The organism is Streptomyces sp. NPDC006012 (genome assembly GCF_042871185.1).
Taxonomy (GTDB): Bacteria; Actinomycetota; Actinomycetes; order Streptomycetales; family Streptomycetaceae; genus Streptomyces.
Genome location: NZ_JBIAIE010000017.1, coordinates 17389 through 41313 on the forward strand (window position 1 = coordinate 17389; position 23925 = coordinate 41313).

A 23925-nucleotide genomic window follows, 5' to 3' on the forward strand; every position below is an offset into this window, starting at 1 on the left:
TTTCTGCTACGGACATGTGGCGAGAGGTCCTTCCCGTCCGGGAAGCCGGACGGCCGCCCGGACGGGTTCATGGTCCGGGCGGGCCGGATGGCGGCCGGGTGGTGATCCGCAACCGGCCGATCGCCTCCTCGGCCCGCCGCACCGCTTCCTGGGGTGTCGCCGCACAACTGATGGCGAAGGCCGAGCGGTCCAGTGAACTCCGCAGTGGCCCGACGCTGGAGCCGGGCCGCACCAGGACCTCACAGCGGATCACATCCGGTACGGCATACGTCTGCTCCAGGCCGTCGATGCTTTCCACCACGCCAGGTGCCGCGTGGGTGAACCGGACCGCGGCGGCCCGCCGCGCGCGTCGTGGCAGCGGCCGTGTGAGGGGTTCGCCTTTGAGCAGGGTCCAGTAACTGCGTACGAGTTCGATGTCGTAGGCCCACTCGATCAGGTCGACGATGCTGTCACCGGGCGGCCGGCCGGCGCATTCGATCAGGTACGGCGTGCCGTCCTCGACGATCCACTCGCAGTGGACCATTCCCGTGTCGCAGCCCGTCGCGGCCACCACCCGCTCCGTCTGCTCGCGCAGGAGGGCGTCGAGTTCCGGCGGGATGTCGGCGGGGACGAGCTGCCCGCGCTCGACCGGCCGGGGTCCGGGGAACATCACTTCCTCGGTCACGTTGCCGAACAGCACCCGACCGGAGGAGACCAGCAGTTCCACGCTGAAGGGCCGGCCGCTGACGTGTCTCTCCGCCAGCATCCGCACCGGTGCCTCCCGGTCCGGTACCCAGACCCCGTCCCTCTGGGCCGCGCATTCCGCGAGGCTCGCCGCCCACGTGTCGGCCACCTCGTCGGCGGACCGGAGGATACGCGCACCGATGGACCCCTGCAGATCGGCCGGCTTGAGCACCACGGTCCCCGGGTGGGCCGCCATGAACGCCCGGACCTCCGCCGCACTGCCTACGGCCTGCGACTCGGGGTTCGGCAGGCCGGCCGCCCCGGCGACCTCGCGCAGCAGTGACTTGTCGCGCAGTACGCGTGCTGCCCGGTGGCCGATCCCGGGCAGCCCGAAGCGCTCGGCAAGGCGTGCGGCGAAGTATGTCGCGTACTCCCCCGTGGGGCCGATCGCCACGGGTCGAAGGTCGGGGTGTGCGTCGTGGAACTCGTCAGCCGCGCCGTCGAGTTGATACGGCCACTCGATCAGTTCGCGGATCACGGGCACGGCCCGCGCCTGGTCACGGAGTCCGCGTTTGCGCACCACATCGGGCTCCTCTATGACGATGACCGAACCGTCGGGCTGAAAGTCACCGACCGCGAGCAGGGACGCATAGGTGAATCCCACCAGGACCAGGACCAGGGGCGGTGAGGGTGTCCTGCCGGACGTACCGGAGGAGGTCATATCGATTCCCCGTCCGGCCCGGCCGCGAGGCGATCGAGCATCACGCGCTCCACGTGGGCGGCGAAGTCCGCGAGCACCGGCCGGTCGAACAGCGCCCGGACCGGCAGCCGCTGGCCGAGTGCCTCGCGCAGCCGGCCCATCGCCCGGGTCGCGGAGAACGAGTCCCCGCCCAGCCGGAAGAAGTCGTCCTCCCGTCCGACCCCGTCCGTGCCGAGCACGTCGCGCCAGACCTTCGACACCAGTTCCTCCATCAGTGACTGTGGAGCCGTGGCCGCCCGCTCCGTCTCGGCGGGCGCCGGCAGGGCGGCACGGTCGGTCTTGCCGTTCGGCGTGGTGGGGAAGGCGTCCATGACGACCCAGCGGCGCGGAACCATGTAGTCGGGCAGGCGCTCGACGAGATGGCTCTCGAACGAGGTGTGTCCGGGCGTCCGGGGCACGACATAGCCCACCAGGTGCCGTTCACCGTCCGGGCCGGCGGCCACGACGGTCGCGTCGGCGACGTCCGGATGCGCGCGCAGTACGGATTCGATCTCGCCGAGTTCGATGCGATGGCCCCGCACCTTCACCTGAAGGTCGGTCCGGCCCAGGAATTCGAGGTGCCCGCCGTGCCACCGGACGAAGTCGCCGGTGCGGTAGCACCGCTCGCCGTCGGGACCGTTGACGAACCGTTCGGCGGTCAGCTCGCGCCGGTCCAGGTAACCGCGCGCCACTCCCGCCCCCGCGATCCACAGCTCGCCGGCGCTTCCCGGCAGCGCCGGTCTCCCCCGGTGGTCGATCACATGGATCCGCGTGCCGGCGATCGGGCCTCCGATGGGCAGAGCGCGGTCGCCGGCCGTCCGCTCCACCCGGCCGATGGTCGAGTAGACGGTGGTCTCGGTGGGCCCGTAGGCGTTCCACAACGCCCCGATCCGCTGCGAGAGGCCGTGTGCCAGGGCCGGGTCGATGACCTCACCGATGCTGATCACCCGCATGCCGGGCCGGTCGGACCAGGCGGCGGCGTGCAGCAGGCGCAGCGCGGTCGGTGTCGCCGTCGCGACCGTCACGCCGGTGCGCTCGATCCAGTCGGCCAGTGCGTGGCCGTCCGTGATCGTGCCCTGGTCCGCGAGCGCGAGCCGCGCTCCGCGGGCAAGGGTCACCCATAGCTCGTAGCCGAACACGTCGAAGGTGAAGGGCACCACGCCGAGCGTGACGTCGTCCTCCGTCATCCCGGGGCTTGCCGAGAGGGCCGCGACGAACGCGGCCAGGTTCGCGTGAGTGACCTGTACCGCCTTGGGCCGTCCGGTCGAACCGGAAGTGAACAGGACATACGCCGCCTGCTGTGGATCCGGTTCCGGCAGGTCGACCGTACGAGCCCGGGACGCGGCCTCGTCCACGTCGATCACGGTCACCCCGGGCAGGGCGCGGGCGACCGTGAGGGCGGTGCCGCCGGCGAGGACCACACGGACTCCCGCGTCCTGGGCCAGGCCGGCCAGCCGGACGGACGGCTGCCCGGGGTCCAGCGGCAGGTAGGCCGCGCCCGCCCACACCACGGCGAGCAGTGCTCCGGGCAGTTGCCGGTCGCGGGGGACGCAGACGCCGACCGGCTCACCGGGGCGCAGGCCCAGCCCGGCGAGCACCGCCGCGACCCGGCCTGAGCGTTCGGCCAGTTCGGCGTAGCTCACCGTACCGTCGGCGGCGAGCACCGCGAGGGTGTCCGGCCTGCGGCGTGCCTGCTCCAGGACGGCGGCCACGACCGTGGCCGGCCGGTCCTGCGGCAGTTCCTCACCCGTGGCGGCCGAGCGGAGTTCCGCGCGTTCCCCCGCGGACAGCGGGTCGATGGCGAGGATCGGCCGGTCCGGCGCGCGCAGCGCCTCATGGAGCAGCGCGACGAACCAGGCCGCCCAGCGACGCACGGTGGCCTCGTCGAACAGGCCGGTCCGGTAGGTCAGCGTGCCGGTGAACCCGATGCCGTCGTCGACCAGGGCGAGCGACAGGTCCACTTGTGCCGCCGTCCGCGGTGTGTCGATCCGCGCCGCGGCGAGGTCGGCGAACCGGTCCACGGCCGCGGGCAGGCCGATGACGTTGAGCAGCGTCTGGAACAGCGGTGTGGAGTCAGGGTCGCGTTCCGGGCGCAGGTGCCGCACGACCTGCTCGAACGGCGTCTCGGCGTGGTCGAGTGCGGCCAGCACCCGGGTCCGGGTGCGCAGCAGCGCTTCTTCGACCGTGGGATCACCGGACAGGTCGCCGCGCAGCACCAGTGTGTTGGCGAAGCAGCCCACCATGTGCTCGGTGCCGGGATGCGTGCGCCCGGACACCGGTACCCCGACCGGTACGTCCTCGGTGCCGGCGAGCCGGGCCAGCAGCGCCTGCCAGGCGGTGAGCAGCACCATGAACGGCGTGCAGTCCAGTTCCGCCGCGACGTCCCGCAGCCGTGCGGCCAGACCGGCGGGGAACACCACCGGCTCGGACGCGCCGGACCAGCCGGTCACCGGGCCGCGCGGTCGGTCCAGCGGGAGTGCGAGCGAGGAAAGTCCGCTCAACTGCGCTGTCCACCAGTCCAGGTGCGCGTCGGCGGCTTCGCCGTCGCGCCGGCCGTGATCCCATTCGGTCACGTCGGCGTACTGGGCGGTGAGCGGCTCGGGCGCCGGGCCGGTACCGCGGTGCGCCTGGTACAGGGCCGCGAGGTCGTGCAGGATCGTCCTCCAGGACCAGGCGTCGACGGCGATGTGGTGCACCGTCAGTACAAGGACGTGCTCGGCCGCCGAGGTCCGCAGCAGCAGTGCCCGCATCGGGGGCTCGCGGTCCAGGGCGAACGGGCGTGAGGTCTCGGCGCGCACCGCGGCGGCTACGCCGTCCGCCTCGGCCGCCACGACGGGCATGGCGAGGGTCTCGGGGGCGACGGGTGCGGCCAGCGGTCCCGTCTCCGTCTCGGTCACGACGGCGCGCAGCACTTCGTGGCGGGCGGCGAGGCCGCACACCGCGACGCGCAGGGCCTCGATGTCGAGCGGGCCGTTCAGCCGAAGTGCCACACCTGTGTGGTAGGCATCGTTGTCCGGGCGGAGCCGCCAGAGGAAGTACAGGCGCTCCTGTGCCGGGGACAGGCGCACCGGCGCACCGGGGTCCCCGCGCCTGGGCACGGGGCCGGACGCGGCTGCTCCTGCCCTGCGGCGTTCGAGTTCGACGGCCAGGTCGCGCAGGACCGGCTGTTCGAAGACGACCCGCACGGGCAGCCTGCAGCCGGTGGCCTCGGCCAGCATGCCCACCATCCGGGTGGCTGCGAAGGAATGGCCGCCGAGCGCGAAGAAGTCGTCCGTGGCGCCGACCCGGGGCAGGTGGAGGAGTGTCGTCCACACCCGGGCCACCGCCTGCTCGGCGGGCGTGCTCGGCGCGGCCGGGGTGGACTCCGGCTCTCTGCGCCCCGGTGCCACCCGCAGGGCCGCCCGGTCGGGTTTGCCGTTCGCGGTGAGCGGGATGCGGGTCACCACGGCGATCCCGTCGGGCACCATGTAGTCGGCCAGCGACTCGCGCAGCCGCGCGCGGATGGCCTGCGCCCGCGGCGTGTGGCCGGGGGCGGGCACCACCCAGCAGGCCAGTCGCCGCTGGTCCCCGTCGCCTTCGGGCAGGACGACGGCGTCGGCCACCTCGGGCAGCGCCCGCAGGGCGCTGGTCACCTCACCGGGTTCGACCCGGTAGCCACGCACCTTGACCTGGTCGTCGGTGCGGCCGAGGAACTCCACCGCGCCGCCCTCGCGCAGCCGGACGAGATCGCCGGTGCGGTACCAGCGTCCGCCGTCCGGGGCGTCCACGAACCGCTCGGCGGTCAGGTCCGGGCGTCCCACATATCCTCGGGTCACGCCGGGGCCGCCGAGCAGCAGTTCACCGGGGACACCGGCTGGCTGGGGGCGGCCCGCACGGTCCACGACCAGGCCGGTCACGTCGGGCAGCGGCCGGCCCAGCGGCACCAGCCCGGTCCGCGTCCGCTCGGGAACCTCGTCCACGTCGCAGACCAGCGACATCATCGTCGCCTCGGTGGGGCCGTAGTGGGTGTGCACGGCGAGGTCGGGCCGTAGTCGGCGGACCTCCTGCACGAGGGACCACGGGCAGCCCTCGCCGCCGAGGATCAGCAGCTTGCCGGGCAGGACACCGGCCAGGTCGCCGTGGCGGGCGAGCATGCCGAGGTGACTCGGTACGAGCTTGACCACGTCCACCCGGTACCGGGCGAGGTAGTCGGCGAAGGCCCGCGGGTCGGTCGCCGTCTCCCGGTCCGGCAGGTGGAGGGTGCCGCCGGTGAGCCAGGCTCCGTAGAGGCAGGCGAGGCCCAGGTCTGCCGCGAGGGTGGACACGATCGCGAAGGACCCGCCGGCGACCTGGGGCATCCGGCCGGTCAGTCCGGTGACGCAGTGGGCCAGGTTGCCGTGCCGGACCGCGACGCCCTTGGGCGCCCCGGTCGAGCCGGAGGTGAAGATGACGTGCGCCAGGTGGTCCGGGCCGACCGGCACGGCCGGCCGCGACTCGGGGCCGTCGTCGTGGTCGGCGACCGGTTCGACGACGTCGGCGAATCCGCGGACGCGCTGTGCGGATTCCCCCGCGGTCACCACCAGGCGGGCGCCGGAGGAGCGAAGCATGTCGCGGATGCGGGAGGAGGGATAGGCCGTGTCCATCGGCAGGTAGGCGCCGCCCGCCTTGAGGATGCCGAACACCGCGGTGGCGAAGTCGACTCCTGGATCCAGCAGGATCCCGACCGGCTGGTCCGGGCCCACGCCCAGCGCGATCAGGCGGTGGGCCAGCCGGTTGGCACGGTGTTCCAGCTCGCGGTAGGTCAGGGAGCCGTCGGCGCCGGTCACGGCCGTCGTCTGGGGGCGCTCGTCCGCCCAGCGTTCGATCAGCGTGTGCACCAGGACCGCGGACGGTTGCGTGACCCGGCCCGCGAACGCAGGGCCCGCAGCCGCTTCCAGGGGTATCTCGCCGACCGGACGTCCCGGATCGGCCACCATCTCTTTCAGCAGCGCGAGGTACCACCGCACGAGGTTCTCCGCGGTCTGCGGGTCGAACAGGTCGTGCCGGTACTCCAGACGGCCGTTGAACCCCGAGTCCGGGCCGCCGTCGGCCAGTTCCATGCTCAGGTCGAACTTCGCCGTGCGGGGCGGCACCTGCTGCCACTCGGCGTGGACGCCGGGCAGGGCCGGCTCCGCCACCTCGTCGTACAGGTTGAGCATCACCTGGAAGACCGGAGTCGCGGCCAGGGTCCGCTCCGGGCTGAGCCGTTTGACGACGTGCTCGAACGGGACGCGGGAGTGGCCGAAGGCATCCAGTACGCCGGCCCGGACACGGGCGATCAGGGCCCGTCCGGACGGCTCACCGGCGAGATCGGTGCGCACCACGATCGTGTCCAGGAAACAGCCGACGACCGCCTCGCTCGCTTCAGTGTGCCGGCCCGCGTGCGGAACGCCCACCGCGACGTCGTCGGTGCCGGCGAGCCGTCCGAGGAGGGCCTGCCAGGCGGCCATGAGCACCATGAACGGAGAGGCCCCCGACTCTGCGGCGACCGCGCGTGTCCGGGCCGCGGTCGCGTGCGGCACCACGACCGGCGTGGCCGCGCCCGGCCAGGCCGATTCCAGGGTCCGTGGCCGGTCGGTGGGCAGGTCGAGCACGGGGGGCAGGCCCGCCAGGTATGCGGCCCACCAGTCGAGCCCGGCCGGATCCTCCACCTCCTCGTCCGCCACATCCGCGTACTGCGGGGCCGGGAGCAGCGGCTCGCCGGCACCGCACCGGGCGGCGTAGAGAGAGCCCAGGTCGGCGAGGAGGATCCGAAGTGACCAACCGTCGAAGGCGATGTGATGCAAGGTCAGGGCGAGCGTCCACGAACCCGCCGAGCGGAACACAACGGCCCGCATGGGCGGCTCGGCGGTCAACCGGAACGGACGGCCGGTCTCCTCGGTGAGCGCCGTGTCGATCTGCTCCGCTCCCACGTCCTTGACGGACAGCGGAACCTCGGCGGCCGGGCGGATGCGCAGCACGGGCCCGGCTCCGTCCGGGTCGATGACGCCGCACAGCACCTGATGCCGCTCCGCCAGGTCCCGTAGGGCGCCGAGCAGGGCCTCCTCGTCCAGCTGACCGCCGAGCCGCAGTACCACGGGCACGTTGTACGCAGGGCTGTGCGGTTCCAGTTGCGCGAGGAACCACAGTCTGCGCTGCGCGGGCGACAGCGGGACGGGGCCTTCCGCTGCGGTGGTCACGGGCCGCGGAGTTCCCGGGGCCAGGACCTCGCGGCCGGCTGAGAAACGCGCTTTGAGCTGTTCGCGCAGGCCGTCGCCTGTGTTGGTCATCTTCCCCTTCTTCGAGGTCGTTCGGTCCGCTTGCCGAGAGAGTGCGCGGCCTGGTCGGCACCGCGTGCGCCTGCGGTTGCCGTGCCGGAGGGCGGGCGCCGTCCGGGACCGGGCCGGGAACAGTCGTGGTGAGGGTCCAGTGCCGTCCCGGGGCCCCGCGACGATCGCCGGGATCCAGGATTTCGGGAACCGCGTCCGAAGGAGAGGCCAGGAGAACGGATACCGGCCGCGCGCTTTTCCACGTAATCCCTTCCTGATGCCGGGAAGGGCATGCCCGCCAATCCCGCGTGATGCGAGCGGAATTCGGCTGCCCAGGACTGTCCCGGGAATCATCATGGGTCGGCCCGTGACCGGCCACCAGGAGATTGACGTTTCCATGACGGTTGCCGCCCCCGTCTTGATGCGATCCACACGGCCCGCCCCCATACCATCGGGTTCGGCGGATCAGCTCCTTGTCGCCCGCGGGGCCGCCGGCCGATCAGGCCCGAATATCGGCACCCTCCTTCGGCAGTCGCGGGACACCGAGAAACGGCGATGTCGGCGAGTCCGTCGATGCGCTGCCATCTCCCCTTCCAGAAAGCCGAGAGACCGTCATGATGAGCCTTGAGCCAGTGGAAGAGCTGGTCTCCTCCACCGACTCGCGATACGTCTGGACCTACCCGGTCGACCGGCCCGTTCCAGAACCGCGGACGAAGAAGATACGCACGGTCTGGTACGTGGGGCTCCCTCTCACATCCGCCCATCGCGGCAGCCATTCCGGCGGTGGGGCGCTGATCACGGAAGCGGGCGACCAGTCCCGCTACGCGAACGAGGGAACGGTCTATCCGCATTCTTCGCTGGTCGAAATGATCACCTACCAGGACGTCTGCTTTCCCCACCTGGGATGGCAGTACCTGGACATGAGCCATCTCGACTGGGAGAACGTGCGCGCGAGGATCCAGGCGGATCCGCCCGACGTGGCCGCGTTCACCGTCTATTCCTCGACGGCGATGTGGGCGTACATCGTCGCCGCCGAGATCAAACGGGTGAATCCGGACGCCGTGATCGTGTTCGGAAACGATCATCCGGGGATCCTGCATCGTGAAGTGCTCTCGGGCACCTACGGGTCGAAGATCGTGGACTTCGTGTGCACGGGGAACAACGGGCCCTACACCATGATGGGACTGCTGTCGTGGCTGGAGGGGCGACTGGATCTCTCGCGGATACCGTCACTGGCGTACCGGGACGGCAGTGGGGAGATCCGCAACCAGTCGGCGCCCACATACCCGCTGTCCGGGCGAATGCTCCCGGACTACCGGCTCATCGAGGACCAGCTGGCAGCCCATTACGACGACGCGTTCAGGGTCTGGTACGCCTCGCACTACGAGTTGAAGCGCATGGTGACGCTGCCGCTGGACGGCGGCTGCAACTGGGGGCGGCGCCCGACGCGCCGGTGCCTGCACTGCTCCATCCAGGGACTGACTCCGAAGACGACCGACGTCAGCGCGGCGGTTTCCACGCTGGAGGTGCTGGTCGGGCAGTTGAAGTCGAATGTCTACGCGGCCGGCGACTCCACCCTGGGAATGTCGAAGGCCCAATGGGGCGGCCAGACCTCGTTCCTCGACGAACTCGCCGAAGCCTGCGCTGCGTCGGAGATCCTGCGGGGGCAGCGGTTCATGCTCGCCTACGGGCTGATCTACGAGTTCCTGCAGTCGGCGGAACTCTGCAAGGGATTCGTCAAGACCTGGAACGTGGGCATCGAGGCATTCGACCCGAAACTGCTGAAGGACAACTCGAAGGGCATCAACAAGGGGCCGGACAGGGTTCTGGACGCCCTTCAGCTGGCGCAGGACCTCGATTACAAGATGTACCTCTCGGGGATCCTCGGCCTTCCCGGAACCACGTTGCGGCAACTCAAGGAGGAAGTCGACAACTGGCTCTCCATAGCGGAGACCTACGCAGGATCCATCACGACGATTTCGGTCGCAGCACCTGCCATCATTCCCGGTTCCCGCATGTACCGTGACGCCTTCAAGCAGCATTCACGCGTCCGGGAATGGCACGGTGAAATGCTCCCCATCAGGAAGCTCTCCGAACTGTATGTGCGGGAGAACACCGAAGTGGAGCTGGCGGACGTCGAAGCCGCGCTCACCGATCTGGGGCGCGGGGTCATCGCCTTGGACAACGCCGGTGCCAACATCAAGTTCGGCGGCTACATGCTGGGCGGGGTCGACCAGGAGGAGACGTACGAACGTCGGCTGCTGCAGGAGATCTTCACCCAACTCGACTGAGAGATCGCCCTTTCGCTCTCCACCGTTGACGGCCCGCCGGTTCTTCCGGCGGGCCGTCAACGCGCTCGATGGGGCCGTCACTGCACTCGACGGGCCGTCAAAACGCTCGTCACAGGCGGTCAGACGTCCGACGCCCGGGACCGGGCCGCCACGTCGTCGAGCACCAGCGCCTCGACGGCGGCCGCGAAGTCGGCGAGGACGGGGTGGTCGAACAGCAGGGCCACCGCCACCGGAATGCGCAGAGCCTCGCGCAGCCGCCCGGCGACGCGGGTGGCGGCGAGAGAGTGACCTCCCAGGGCGAAGAAGTGGTCGTCCGCCCAGATACGGGAAACACCCAGCACGGTCGCCCACACCTCGGCGACGAACTCCTCTGCCTCACCGGCGGGCGGCACATGCGACCGGCCGGAGTCCGCCGACGGCTCCGGGAGCGTCGCACGGTCCACCTTGCCGCTGGTCAGGGTGGGCAGCGCCGGCATCCTCACCCAGCGGTCAGGGACCATGTGCGCGGGCAGGCGCAGGCGGAGCCGTGCCTGGACGGCCGCGGCGTCGACGCTGCCGGGCACCAGATACCCGACCAGATGGGCATCGCCGCCCGAGCCGAACACCGCCACCGCGGCTTCGGTCACCTGCGGGTCCGCGCGCAGCGCGGCCTCGATCTCGCCCGGTTCGATGCGGTATCCGCGCACCTTGACCTGATCGTCGCGTCGGCCGTGGTACTCCAGCGTGCCGTCACTGCGCCAGCGGGCCCTGTCGCCGGTCCGGTAGCAGCGCTCACCGGGCAGGAAGGGATCGTTCATGAACGCCGTCGACGGCATGTTCCGGTATCCGCGTGCCACCCCGCTGCCCGCCACCCACAGCTCACCGGTCACTCCTGGCGGCACCAGCCGGCCCAGCGGATCCACCACGTAACAGCGCGCACCGGCCACGGGGCGGCCGATCGGGACCGGGTCGTCCGCCGTGGTCACACGGTGCATGGTGGCGGTGACGGTCGTCTCGGTCGGCCCGTAGGAGTTCCATACCTGCCCGACCCTGCTCAGCAGGTCACGGGCGAGCTGCGGGTCCAGCACCTCTCCGCCGGTGACGACCGGCATCCGTGGGTGGCCGGGCCAGCCGGCGGCGAGCAGCATGCGCATCGATGTCGGAGTCAGGTTCAGCATGGTGACACCGCTGGTGGTGATCCGCTCGGCGAGGGCGTATCCGTCCGTCGCACAGGCCCGCTCGACGACGACGCAGCGGCCTCCGACCGCCAGCGGCGCCCAGACCTCTTCGGCCGACACGTCGAAGGACAGGGGAGCCGCCGCTGCCATCGAGTCGGTGGGAGCTATTCCCAGCGCGAGGCGGAAACCCTCGACGAAGGCGACCAGGTTGGCGTGGGTCACTTCGACGCCCTTCGGCCGCCCACTCGATCCTGAGGTGTACAGGACGTAGGCGAGGTCTTCGGGGCGGGCCCCGGGCAGGGTGCGCCCGGTGCGGCACGCCAACAGCTTCTCCACGTCCAGCGGGGCGGGCAGTCCGGGCGCGGCAGGTCCCCGCGCCAGAACGGCGCTGGCGCCGCCGTCCGCGGCGAGCTGTGCCAGTCGCTCGGGCGGATAGTCGGGGTCCAACGGCAGATACGCCGCTCCGGCCCGCCACACCGCCAGCAGGACTGCGGGAAACAGCCGGTCACGGGGCACGCTCACACCGACGACGTCGCCGGGGCCGATCCCCGCGTCAAGCAGTCCTGAGGCGGCCCGGGCGGACAGGTCGTCCAGTTCGGCATAGGTGAGGGATCCGTCGGGCCCGGTGACCGCGACCGACTCCGGCCAGGTACCGGCCGAGGTGAGAACGGCGTCCACCACCGTCGCCGGCAGGGACTTCGGCAACGCGGGGCCCTCAGCGAGGGACAGCACAGCGGCACGCTCCTGCCGGCTGACCAGCTCGATGCCGGCCAGCGGCAGATCGGGATCCGCGAGCCCGGTGCGCAGGGTGGTCAGCAGGCGTGCGGCGAACGCCTCCATTTCGGACCGCGCGAAACGCCTGGTGGCGTACTCGATCTGGAGCTCCGGACCGGTGGCCGTCCGCGAGACGAAGACCGAGAGTTCGTTGGCCGCGGCGCCACTGCCCCGGTCCGAACGCAGGTCCAGTTGGAAGGCACCGAGGGACAGCGTGGCCGGTTGGTCGAACGGCAGCATGGTGATGACGACCGGAGTGCGCGACGCACCGGCCGCCGCCCGGTGGGCCGGCAGCTGGTCGATCAGCTCGCGGGCCGGAAGTTCCTGGTGGGCGAGGGCGGCGACGGTGGTCGTGGCGCAGTGCCGGACGAGGTCCCGAAAGCTCAGTTCGCCGTCCATGCGCAACCGCAGCGGCAGCGTGTCCACCAGCGGGCCGAGGAGCTGCTCGGTTCCGGCCCGGAACCTGCGGGCGGCGGCAGCACCGATCACGAGATCGTCGTGCCCGCTGAGGCCGCCGGTCACCAGTCCCAGCGCGGCCAGGCAGGCGGCGAACGGGGTCGTCCCGGTCTCGGCCGCGAAACGGCCCAACCGGGTCACCAAGGACTCCTCCAGCGTGGTGGTCACCCGCTCCGTGTCCCACCCCGGTGCCTCGTGGCTGCCGGGAAGGTCGTCGGGGATGACAGCGCCTTCCAGGGCGGTCCGCCAGAACGCGTCCAACCGGTCGTGGTGCGACGGCTCAGCGTCGAGTGCCCGTTCGTGCAGCGCCGTGTCACTCACCTGCAGCGGAGGGTCGCCCACCGGTTCACCGGCGAGTTCTCCCGCGAGTTCGCGCAGGAAGACGGCGACGGAGGCACCGTCGAAAGCCAGGTGGTCGGCGGCCACGAACAGTTCGCCCGTGTCCTCGGCGGTGCGGGCGAACGCCGCTCGCAGCAGCGGGGCTTCGGCGGCATAGTCGAAGGTGTGCCGTGCCACTTCCCGCTGCAGCATGTCAAGCCGACGCCGCTGCTCGTCGGCCGGCAGAGCACGTAGATCCGCCTCCGGGACCGGGACGGGCACCGGCGGCCCGACCACCAGATACGGCTCCGTGTCGAACCGGACGGTGCCGCGCATCACTTCGTGACGTCGCACGATGGCGTCGAGCGCCTCGCGCACGGCAGGTCCGCTCACCGGCCCCCGTACGCCGATGTGCATCGTCAGAGTGGTGACAGGTACGTCAGGGGCGAGCTGGCGCAGCAGCCAGAATTCCCGCTGCATGGCGGTGAGCGGGTAGCGGGGCAGGCCCGGCGTGCGGCGCAGCGGCGGTTCGGCGGCGATGGTCTCCAGGGCCCGCGCGAGCGACGCCACGGTGGGGTGGTTCAGGAACGTCGCGAGCGGCACCGGGGTTCTGCGACGTCGCCCGAGCTCGCTGACCACCCGGGCCGCCGCCAGCGAGTCTCCGCCCAGGTCGGCGAAACGGTCATCGACGCCGACCGGGCCGATGCCCAGGATCTCGGCGACGACGTCCGCGACGAGCTGCTCGCTCTCGTTGCGCGGCGCTGTGTACGAGGCGTCGGGCCGGCGGCCTGCCGTGATGGCGGGCAGTGCCCCGCGGTCGACCTTGCCGGTGGGGTGGACGGGGATTCGGGAGAGCACGGCGATCCGCCATGGAACGGCGTGACGCGGCAGCCGGGCGGTCAGCCAGGCGCGCAGCTCCGCCTCGGTCGACGAGTCCGACTCGGCGTATCCGACGAGCCGGTCCCCGACGGCCAGGACGACGGCGTGCCGGACAGCAGGATGAGCGGCCAGCGCGGCTTCGACCTCGCCCGGTTCCAGCCGGACGCCGCCCACCTTCACCTGCTCGTCGGCGCGTGCGACGAAGTAGTAGGTGTCCCCCGTCCGGCGCACCAGGTCGCCCGTACGGTAGCCGAAGGAGCCGAACCGCTCGGCAGTCAGTGCCGGGCGGTTGAGGTATCCGCGGGAGACACCCGGACCGGCGATCCACAGCTCGCCGGTCTCCCCTTCCGGCAGGATGTCGCCTTCCGGGGACCGGACGGTCAGCTCCGCCCCGGCCATCGGCTGTCCGATCGGAGGGTTTTCGGTGCCGTGCCGGTCCACCTCGGCCATGGTGCAGCACACGGTGCACTCGGTGGGGCCGTAGAAGTTGAGTACCCGCCGGACCTGCGGATGCGCGTAGACCCGGTCGCACAGGGCACGGGTGACCAACTCGCCCCCGGTGATGACCGTTCGCACGTTGGGCGGCAGCGCGTCGCGCAGCAGCGCCGACAGCGCGGAAGCCGCGGCGACGAGCACCCTCGCCTCGGACCTGGCCGGCAGCGTCGGTACGGCGAACACGTTCTCCGCGAGGAGCACGGTGCCGCCGGCCACCAACGGAGCGCAGATCTCGACGGTCGACGGGTCGAAACACACCGACGACGTAGCCAGCATCCCGCGCAGTTCGTCCGTGCTGAGGTGGTCAGCGAACCAGCGGATCAGATTGTGCAGGCTGCGATGCTCGACGACCACGCCCTTCGGCATGCCGGTGGAGCCGGACGTGTAGATGACGTACGCAGGGCCGTGCGGATCGGACTCCAGTCCGAGGCTGCCCGCGGGTTGCGTGTCCTCGACGGACACGGACCTGGCACCGGCCGGCACCACGTGTTCCGTGCCCGCCGAGGTGAGGACCGCCGAAAGCGAGGCGTCCTCGGCGATGAACCGGATGCGCTCCTCCGGGTAGGCGGGGTCCAGAGGCACATAGGCGGCACCTGCCTTCATCACCCCCAGGAGGGCCGGTATCAGCCACCTGTCGCGCTGAACGCACAGACCGACCCGATCGCCGCCGCGCACTCCCGCGGCATGCAGTCGCTTGGCGATGCCGTTCGCCAGCCCGTCGATTTCTGCGTAGCTGAACCTGGTCTCGCCTACCACCACCGCAGTACTATCCGGAATTCGCTTCGCCTGTTGCTCGAATTCCTTGTGGACACACGACGCCGTCGCGAAATCATCAGTTGTCATTGAGCTCTCTGCCTACCGTACGCAATGCACAGGGGAACCGATCTCCGCCGCTGCCTCAAACGTCCGCAAGCCGGCGTCCAACACACGCTCCCAGTACGTCCCTCGCCTCAAGAAGGCTGCATGAGGCTCGTCAGGGCAAGTCCTCTGTCCACAGGACAGCCACCGCCGGAGATGCACGCGGCGGCGCGAAAAGGCCACGACCACACTTTGCCCGCTTGAAGGCACTCGGTTCTCACAAATTCGAACAGTAACACCGGACCGCACCTGGGAACGGGCGCTGGAAATCAAGGCGGCGTCAGGGCTCCGTATGAATCCCGTGGGTGCCATCCGGCGTCGAGGGGGGGGGTACGGCCGCGTAGCAGCCGCAGGAATAGGTGAGGGATGAGGGGTGAGGACTGGCCACCTGGCTGCGCGATCCCCGTTCGTCTCTGCCGGCCGCAGCTCCCCCAGTTCCTTCACCGCCCTGCGCGCGTACAACCGACCGTCCGGTCCTCCGCCGTAACTCGACCGTACGCGGACCTGACGCTGAACGCCGCGGTACCGCTGGACCTTGGGACCTGCGGCAACGTGTCTGAGCTGAAGCACCATAGTTATCGGCATCTGCTTGAGCCGCCCAGCAGTCCCGGTGTCGAATTGCATTCGAGTGTGCTTCCCGGCGAGTTGCGGGCTCCGCTCGCGGGATGGAGATGTCATTCGGAATGGGGGACGGGAACGTAGTCGATTGCGGACTCGACGATCGACTCAGGTCGGCGGTTCGGGCCGGGGACGCCGAGGTCGTGCGGGAACTGCTGAACAGGGGGGTGAATCCGGACGCGTTGGAGAGTAACGGGCTGCCGGTGCTGTGCGTGGCGGTGGCGGCGTACGACAAACCGGTCGCCGAGGCGTTGGTGAAGGCCGGCGCGGACCCCGACCGGGTACTGCCGGACGGGACCACGCCGCTGTGGCGTGCCATGGACGGAGGCTCCCCAGCGGTCTTCTCGGCGGTGCTGGGCAAAGATCCCCGGCTGCGGCTTCCGGAGGCCGCCCGTGACCGGTTGCTCGCCTTGGCCCGGAGCTGGTACGAGGCGGGCGCGGCCGAAGAACTACGGCGCAGGACGGGTGCGCCGGGTCCGGCCGCGACGGTCCGGGTTCAGGACGGCGAATACGACGGGGTCGATCAGGTCTCGGTCGGCGACCTCGTCGTGCGGGCTGGGCACGGCGCCATCCTGACCTCACTGGAGTGGGCCTTCCGTGTTCTGCCCCCCGTCGACGAACTGATCGCCCGCGCTGTTGAGCAGCCTGATGAGGAGCACGTGGACTGGTCCACGGCCTGCTGGATCCTCACCCAGCGCCGCAGCTTCGAGACCTGGTCTGCCGTGGTGGCCCGTCGTCACGACCCGAACCTGGCCCTATCGCCGATTCGCGCTGGATTACCTGTGGACCCGGGGGTTGCTCGATACCGGCCCCTATTACAAGAAGAAGGAGAGCGAACTCCTGGCTGCCTGGGCAGCCGAGGAAACGGATGGCGAGATACTCGCGAAGGTGCTCGACGCGTTCACCGCGCACGCCCATCCGGACCGGGAGGCCATCGGCCTTCGCTACACCGGCCATCCCGACCCGCGCGTACGCCGCGAGGTACCCCACGCCCTCTCCGTGGACTGCTGTCCCCGCACGCCCGCGGCCAGGGCCGCCTTGCTGACCCTCATGAGTGACCTGGACGCCGAGGTGCGGCTCAGGGCCTGCACGGCGAGCATGCAGGACGGCGAACTCCTCCCGGAGACAACCAGGGCGCTGCTGATGTTGGCCGAGGCACCGGATGCCGAGGTGCGAGGTACGGCCACGGCGACGCTGGCCAACTCCCCTGACCTTAGGCCCGTCGTCGCAGACGCCCTGACAGCGCTGCTCTACGACGACGACCAACTCGTACGCTTGGAGGCCGCCTACGGTCTCGCCCGGCGTGACGACCCGCGTACCAGGGAGGCGTACGAGCGGGTCGGGCCACTCGGTGACGGCTTCGAGGACGACCATCGAGCCGACGAGCTCTGGCGGTGGGCGTGGCGGCAGAAGAACACTGCCGGCGAGTGACGACGGGGCAGCGTGAGCACCCCGCTCTGGCTGACACAGCGTTGCCGACCCGGACTCGCCCCGTAAGGGCGCGGAACGCCCCTCCTCGAAGAACGCATCGGGCGAACGCATTCGCCGAATGGGGCTCACGAACACAGCGGACGAACGGTCCGCACGAACACTTTGGCAGAAGGCGTCGAACACCGCCCGAGCGCTTCGAAGCAGCACGGTCCGGCACCCCGGTTCCTCGACCTCCGGGCTCCGGGCCCGGCCCGTCAACGCCAGGCGGTGGCCTCGGTCGCCTGGATGCAGTACCGCTCGAATGTGCTGCCGCCACCAGGCTTGGGGATCACACAGGCCGAGACGTGGAATTCGCCGTCCGGAACGGCGGCCATGCTCGTGAACTGGTCGTCGCCGTACTCAATCTCGGCACTTCGCATGGTGCCTCCGGACACCTGCACCGTGACCATGTCCCCAGGGCGGCCGTGGTCGATCTTCGCCCACACGGCGTTGCAGTCCTCGCTGTAGCGGATCTGGAGGAGGGCCGGGTTGCTCACAGCAGGTTTGAAAGTACGGGCGCCCTCACCGCAGCCCTGATTCTGCGGGTTCTTGCCCTCACACGCCTTTCCCGGACAGGTCGGCTCCTCGAAGAACGACTTCATCACATGATCCCCGAGCGGAGTCGCCACGGCGGCCACCACCGCGCTGACGACCGCAACCGCATACGCCAGCGCGGCCGGGCCACTGAACCACCTTCTCGCTCCCCGTTGCGGTGAAGGGTCGGCTGCCGGGGCGGAGTTGTCGTCGGTGCTGTTGGAGGTCATTGAGGGTTCGCCTTGGTTGTCATCGGTGCTGCTCGTGGTCATGAAGGTTCACCTTGATTGACTGGTCCTGGAGTCATGGAACGCTTCCTGTTGCGGTAGAGGAAGGCGCAGCACGGGAGCAGAGAGGCATGACGGCCTTCCTCACGTGTGCCCCTCAGTCAGGCCAACGACGGCGCCAGTCGTGGGCAACGGGTGCTCGTTCCCCGATCCTCGACGACACTGAACCGCCCCGGGTTCGGTAGAGATCTCGGATTGTGGTTGCGGCCCGGGGGTTCGTGAGTTCCGTGTAGTAGCTGGCCTCGCACTCGACAGGCGGGATTTGGCCCATCTCATCGTGGAGTCGGCGATGGTTGTACCAGTCCACCCATTCGACGGTGGCCGGCTCGACCTGGGAAAGCGCCTTCCAGGGCTTGTTGGGGTGCCTCTATGTCTTTCGTCAAGGCGTCTGGGTTCGGTTTTGGGGTGGTTTGGCTTGTTGGGTCATGCAGCGAGTTCGACGTCCTCGGGCATGCGGGGTTCGTAGAAAGCGCCGTCTCGGAGCATGGCGAACAGGACGCTGATGCGTTGACGGGCCAGGCGGAGGAGGGCCTGGGTGTGGGTTTTGCCGCGGGCTCGTTGCTTGTCGTAGTAGGTGCGGGAGGCGGGGTCGGCGTTCATGCAGGCGAAGGCGGAGAGGAACATGGCGCGTTTGAGCTGGCGGTTTCCGCCTCGTGGTGCGTGTTCGCCGTGGATGGAGGTGCCGGAGGACTTGGTGGTGGGGGCGAGTCCGGCGTAGGAGGCGAGGTGGGCGGCGGTGGGGAAGCTGGTGCCGTCGCCGACGGTGACCAGCAGGACGGCGGCGGTCCTGACGCCGACGCCGGGCATCGACGTCAGGACCGGGGAAAGAGGGTGGTCCTCCAGCAGGGCGTTGATCTGGGCTTCCAGAGCCCGCCGCTGGGTGTGGACGGCGGCGAGCGAGGCGGCCAGGGAGGGGATCACGATGTCGAGGGTGCCGGTGCCGGGCACGACGACGGTCTGCTCGTCCAGCGCCTCGAAGAGGTCGTTGATGAGCCGCTGGGCCATGCGCGGGGCCTTGGGCCGGATCAGTTCGACGAGTCTGCGGCGGCCGGCTTTGCGCAGGGCGGCCGGGGAACCGTGACGCTCCAGGAGCCAGGTGACGGCCTGGTGGTCGAGGCGGGGGCCCAGGACCCGCTCCAGCGACGGGTGGAACTGGGTGAGCAGGCCGCGTATCCGGTTGGAGGTGCGGGGTGGCCTCGGCGGCAAGGTCCTGGTCGAAGCCGACGAGCACGGTCAGCTCGGCGGTGATCTCGTCGGTGAGTTCCAGCGAGCGCAGGGTGTGCGGCATGGTGCGGGCCGCGTCCGCGATCACCGCGGCGTCCTTCGCGTCGGTCTTCGCCTCGCCCGGGTAGAGATCGGCGATCCGCCGCATCGCCAGGCCGGGCAGGTAGGCGACCTCGCAGCCCGGGTCACGGGCCACGGTCAGCGGGAGGGCGCCGATCGAGGCAGGCTGGTCCACGATGACCAGGACGTTGCCGAACTTCGCGCCCAGCTTGTCGAAGACGGCCCTCAGTTTCGGCTCGCTGTTGGGAAGCTGCTTGTCGAAGACCTTCTTCCCGGCCGGGGTCAGCCCGTGGCCGTGATGGCTGGTCTTGCCGACATCCAGGCCGAGGAACACGCCCACGTCTTCGGTGTCGAACATCGTGCCCTTTCCGGGGTGTTGACGGGGCCGGCCTCGGCAGTGGTGTCGTACGCGCGCATCCACGTTATGCAGACCTGCCATCCGCGAACTGTCCGGCGTTGCGCCGGACCGGGTGGCGGCCGGACCTCTCATCAGCGTCTCCGACGGCACCTCCCGGGCCCGGTGACACCCCCCCCCAGGTCATCGACTTCGACAGGGGGCAAAAGCCATGCCGGGCCCGGAGGCCAGCGACCCCGTTGCAGGGCCACGGAAAACATAACGGGGGTAACGCCCTAGACCGGGGCCGTCGGCCCTTACCCTGGCCGACCGCCCAACACCAACTCGCGACCCTGCTGGGGCGGGACACCGCCGTCCAGCGCACCATGACTTGCACCGAACACGGCCGGTGCGAGTCACGTTCGATCAAGACCTCTGGCATCGCGGACGATCTCGGCGGGAGGGTGAACCGGCTACCCGCTCACGCACTCACGACCGCTGACGAATCGAGGTTAAGCGCGTGGTCACGCTGCCGCCGCGGCGGCGCAAACTCGCCCACATACGACTTGAGGCGGACACGGCGGAGACGGGTCGTCCGCCATCGGAGCGCATGGAGTCATCATGGGAAGTTTCACCAGAAGGATTTTCATCGGCAGACTCGCCCTGGTCGGCGCGGCCGTGGCAGCGGGACCGGCGGTGGCGGTCCCGGTGGCGGCGGCAACGCCCGCGCAGGAGGTCGAGACGTGGGAGTTCATCGGCAAGGACGTGTTCACCGGCGAGGCCGAGCGCTCGCGCGGCCAGGGCGTCACCACTGACGGCACCCACTGGTACTTCTCCAGCACCAACGGGTTGGAGATCACGGACATGCAGTACAACACCCTCTTCAAAAGCTCGCCGGCCATTCCGTCCGTATTGGCCGATCCCTCGCCGCTCGCCTATAAGGGCCTGAACCACATCGGTGACATCGACTACGCCGACGGCAAGCTCTACATCTCGCTCGACACCAGCACGCGCGACTCGGTTACCGGCAGCCGTTACGACACACCCGTGTTCGCCATCTACAACGCAGCCGATCTGAGCTTCACCGGCCAGGCCGCTGCGCTGCACCCACCGCATGGCGTGCAGGACATCGCGAGCTGGGTGGCCGTCGACGCACCCAAGGGTCTCGCCTACGGCATGGCCTATGACAACGCGACGGAAATCGCCGTCTACAACCTGCGCGACTGGACGTTCAAGAGTTACATCCCGCTGTCGCAGACGATCGACCAGGCTCAAGGCGGCAAGATCCACGGCGGCTGGATGTACTTCGCCTCGGACGACGCCGGGAAGAACATTTCCCGTGCCAGCCTGACGACCGGCGAGGTCCAGGTCCTCTTCAGTCTCAAGGTTCCCTACGACCAAGAGGTCGAAGGCCTGTCGTTCCTGGAGACGCGGGACGGTCTGACCCTCAACATCCTCAACCGGGAGCAGCCGGATCCGAATGGTCCCGGCAACGTCACCTTCCATCACTATCGGCTGAGGGTGACGGGCACGCCGATCATCAAGGGCTCGCCGAAGGTCGGCGGGTTCGTGACGGCCGACCCGGGCAAGTGGGTCCCGGAGGCGAAGTTCAGCTACCAGTGGCTCGTGAACGGCGAGCCGGTGCCAGGCGCGAACCGGTCTCGGTTCCACCTCGCGGGAAAGTACCTCCGCGACACGGTGACCGTCCGGGTGACCGGCACGTGGGCCGACGGGGCGTCGAGCACCGTCGAGTCCGGGCCGGTTACGGTCGTATCCGGCTCCGGAGGGCAGAGGTGAAGGGTCACGACGTAGGCTGACGCTCGTCATGACCACGGTGCGCGTTCTGCACAGGGCGTTCGCCGCGGTGGGAGAGTCCGTGGCCGCGTGCTTTCGGCACCAGCGGTTGGAAAAGGCGCGGCTCGCGCTGGCCTCGCCTTCCAACGGCGTGCACATCACGAAGCGCGCCGCCTACCGGCAGTTCGCGGACAGCAGCCATTTCACGCGGACCTGCAAAGAGCGCTACCGCGAGGCCCCGACGCACTACGCCCGCTCCACCGACCCGGTCGGCAGGCACCTGCGTCCGTAGCCGCGGGCCCTGGCCGAGCCTGCCGGCGGGCGTAGCCGAGGCCCTGCCGACTGCCGCGGGCCGGGCGGGTGGGCTCCGGGGTGCGGAAGTGCGGGGGTGCGGGCAACGAGGGTGGGGATTCGTGACCACACCCCGCAGCCGCGCGCCGAATTCCGGCAGAAGGGCCCAGGCCCAAGCAGGAGCGTCGACGGCTGCGAGCAGCAGGTCACCCTCGTCGAGGTAGGAGTCGAGCAGTGGCTCCTCGATCAGCATGGCCGGACGCCGCCGGCGGTGCTGCCACATGCGGCGACAATCCGCTGTCTGGTGCGGATCAGGCCGCCGCACTGCGGGCCGGACGGGGCGGCCGAAGGATGGACGGGACTGAGCATGGCCCTCCGCCGACTCGGTCGGCCGAGCGGCCCCGACGGCACGAACGCGAACGCGAACGCCCGCCGGTACAGCCACCCGAACCACTGCGACAACCCCATCACGGGCCCCTACGGTGGGTATGGTCATAAAGCGGACGCTCTGTCATTCACAAGACTTCAGGGAGACTTGTGGACAACTTCCCGCCGTCAACCACCAAGATTCCGCGCCGTCGACCGGTGGGCGTCACGTACGTGAGGGCCTTGCGCGACCGGGACTTCACCACGGTGTTCGCCTTGACGCACGGCGTGGGCCCTGCCTGCCTGACCGCCGACACCGCCATCGCCTACCTCCTCGACGACGCCCAGCCAGAGATCGAACCGGCCGCACCCGCTGAGCAACTGCACTGGCGGACCGGCCTCTTCCACCGTGCCCTGGAGTCCCGGCCCGTCATCCTCGCCGCCTGACGCCAAGGAGACCACATCGTGTCCGAGCAACCGATCCTCGTCCTCGACCCCACTGGCTCCAACCCCCACGCCGAACATCAGGCCCTGTACGCCAGGGGCCCGGCCACCCAGGTGGACATCCTCGGCGTATCCGCCTGGTCCGTGTCCGACCCCGCGTTCCTCAAGCAGCTCCTCACCAGCAACGCCGTGTCCAAAGACGGCCGTCGGCACTGGCCTGCGTTCGACGACACCGTGACCGTATGGCCGCTCGCCCTGTGGATCGCCGTACGCAACATGTTCACCGCTTACGGCGGCGACCACCGCCGGTTGCGCCGCATGATTGCGCCGGCCTTCAGCGCACGGCGCGTCCAGGCCATGCAGCCCGTCATCGAGCAGATCGTCAGCCGCCTCCTCGACGACCTCGCCCAACTGCCTGCCGGAATGGCCGTCGACCTGCGCGACCGCCTTGCCTACCCACTCCCGATCGCGGTGATCGGCCAGCTCATGGGGGTCCCCGAGCAACAGCGTGCCGGCTTCCGTGCTGGGGTCGACCCCGTCTTCGACAGCACCCTCACCACCCAGCAGGCCACCGCGAACACCGCGGCCCTTTACCAGGCCCTGGACGCGCTCATCACGGCCAAGCGCACCGCCCCGGGCGACGACATGACCTCCCTGCTCATCGACTCCCGCGACGACGAGGGCGACGGCACGGGCCTGACGAACGAGGAACTCCGCGACACCCTCGTGCTGATGATCAGCGCCGGGTACGAGACCACCGTCAACGTGATCGACCAGGCCGTCACCGCCCTGCTCACCGACCCCGACCAGCTCGCTCACCTCCGTGCCGGCCGAGCCGACTGGGACGACGTCGTGGAAGAGACCCTGCGCGCCCACCCCGCGGTCAAGCACCTCCCCCTGCGCTACGCCCTCACCGACATCCCCCTGCCCGACGGCCGGATCATCGGCGCAGGCGAAGCCATCCTCGCTTCCTACGCCGCCGCCAACCGGCACCCCGACTGGCACGACGACGCAGACCGGTTCGACATCACCCGCCCCTCCAAGGAACACCTCGCGTTCGGACACGGCGTGCACTTCTGTCTCGGGGCGCCTCTCGCCCGCCTCGAAGTCGCCACGGCCCTCCGGATGATCTTCGAGCGCTTCCCCCACATGGAACTCGCCGTCCCCGACAGCGACCTCAAACTGCTCCCCACCCTCATCAGCAACGGCCACCAGACCCTGCCCGTCCGCCTCCGGCCGGCCACCGACTGACCCGCTGGATCTCCCACGCAAGCCACCACTCCCTCTGGAACGTTCCTCCAGGCACGTTCCACGCAAGACCCTTCTCACTTTTCGGCCACGGCGCTCCTTTCCGCAGCCTGACATTGGTTCTGGCGAAGCGTCCGTAGCGGCCGTCACACACTCTCTGTAGCTGGGCTGTCCGCTGCTGCACGTCACCGGCCACGACGAAGCCACGGTGCTCGTCGTCGACGAAGCCGGCGACGTGAGAAGAGGACGTCACCACGCGCACCGGCGCTGACCCGCGCACCATGGCCGCGAGCACCCGGAAGCCATCGACGCACCCGGACCAACACCGCCCGGGGAGCAGTCACCCCCGGTCAGTTCAC

Annotated in this window: 10 protein-coding genes and 3 pseudogenes; 7 read left to right on the plus strand and 6 right to left on the minus strand. The window is 70.0% G+C overall.

Annotated features, from left to right (window positions below; genetic code table 11):
* Positions 1–67 precede the first annotated feature (67 nt).
* Positions 68–1384, minus strand: coding sequence for an ATP-grasp domain-containing protein (locus ACFYPJ_RS25710; protein WP_389021601.1), 1317 nt, complete (start codon positions 1382–1384; stop codon positions 68–70).
* Positions 1381–7689: an amino acid adenylation domain-containing protein gene (locus ACFYPJ_RS25715; RefSeq protein ID WP_389021603.1), complete on the minus strand. Its 6309-nt coding sequence runs from the start codon at positions 7687–7689 to the stop codon at positions 1381–1383. The genes ACFYPJ_RS25710 and ACFYPJ_RS25715 overlap by 4 nt, the downstream gene beginning before the upstream one ends.
* Positions 7690–8300: 611 nt before the next feature.
* Here ACFYPJ_RS25715 and ACFYPJ_RS25720 point away from each other — a divergent pair.
* On the plus strand, positions 8301–9959 hold the full coding sequence (locus ACFYPJ_RS25720; protein ID WP_389021606.1) for a B12-binding domain-containing radical SAM protein: 1659 nt from the start codon (positions 8301–8303) through the stop codon (positions 9957–9959).
* A 119-nt stretch (positions 9960–10078) separates the two neighbouring features.
* Here the strand turns inward: ACFYPJ_RS25720 and ACFYPJ_RS25725 are convergent, their stop codons facing one another.
* A complete protein-coding gene (locus ACFYPJ_RS25725; protein WP_389021609.1) occupies positions 10079–14881 on the minus strand; it encodes an amino acid adenylation domain-containing protein in 4803 nt (1600 codons plus the stop codon).
* A gap of 698 nt (positions 14882–15579) precedes the next feature.
* On the opposite strand from ACFYPJ_RS25725, the pseudogene ACFYPJ_RS25730 reads away from it, so the two are divergent.
* Together ACFYPJ_RS25730 and ACFYPJ_RS25735 are read left to right on the plus strand one after the other, a co-directional pair.
* Positions 15580–15810, plus strand: a pseudogene (locus ACFYPJ_RS25730) (ankyrin repeat domain-containing protein); the annotation flags it as partial.
* 499 nt (positions 15811–16309) lie between these two features.
* Positions 16310–16945 (plus strand): HEAT repeat domain-containing protein, encoded by a 636-nt coding sequence (locus ACFYPJ_RS25735; protein ID WP_389021924.1) that lies wholly within the window; start codon positions 16310–16312, stop codon positions 16943–16945.
* A 254-nt stretch (positions 16946–17199) separates the two neighbouring features.
* Here the strand turns inward: ACFYPJ_RS25735 and ACFYPJ_RS25740 are convergent, their stop codons facing one another.
* The 3 genes and pseudogenes from ACFYPJ_RS25740 to ACFYPJ_RS25750 all read right to left on the minus strand — a co-directional run bounded on the left by ACFYPJ_RS25740 (position 17200) and on the right by ACFYPJ_RS25750 (position 19447).
* Entirely contained in the window at positions 17200–17790 is a 591-nt protein-coding gene (locus ACFYPJ_RS25740; RefSeq protein ID WP_389021612.1) for a DUF2690 domain-containing protein, read from the minus strand.
* A 112-nt stretch (positions 17791–17902) separates the two neighbouring features.
* Positions 17903–18115, minus strand: a pseudogene (locus ACFYPJ_RS25745) (hypothetical protein); the annotation flags it as partial.
* Between the two features lie 113 nt (positions 18116–18228).
* A pseudogene (locus tag ACFYPJ_RS25750) lies at positions 18229–19447 on the minus strand (IS110 family transposase).
* A 654-nt stretch (positions 19448–20101) separates the two neighbouring features.
* On the opposite strand from ACFYPJ_RS25750, the gene ACFYPJ_RS25755 reads away from it, so the two are divergent.
* The 4 genes from ACFYPJ_RS25755 (at position 20102) to ACFYPJ_RS25770 (ending at position 23569) form a co-directional block, all read left to right on the plus strand.
* A complete protein-coding gene (locus tag ACFYPJ_RS25755) occupies positions 20102–21220 on the plus strand; it encodes a hypothetical protein (protein WP_389021615.1) in 1119 nt (372 codons plus the stop codon).
* A gap of 28 nt (positions 21221–21248) precedes the next feature.
* Positions 21249–21509, plus strand: coding sequence for a helix-turn-helix domain-containing protein (locus ACFYPJ_RS25760; RefSeq protein WP_389021618.1), 261 nt, complete (start codon positions 21249–21251; stop codon positions 21507–21509).
* 599 nt (positions 21510–22108) lie between these two features.
* On the plus strand, positions 22109–22321 hold the full coding sequence (locus ACFYPJ_RS25765) for a hypothetical protein (protein WP_389021620.1): 213 nt from the start codon (positions 22109–22111) through the stop codon (positions 22319–22321).
* An 18-nt stretch (positions 22322–22339) separates the two neighbouring features.
* On the plus strand, positions 22340–23569 hold the full coding sequence (locus ACFYPJ_RS25770) for a cytochrome P450 (RefSeq protein ID WP_389021623.1): 1230 nt from the start codon (positions 22340–22342) through the stop codon (positions 23567–23569).
* Positions 23570–23925 lie beyond the last annotated feature (356 nt).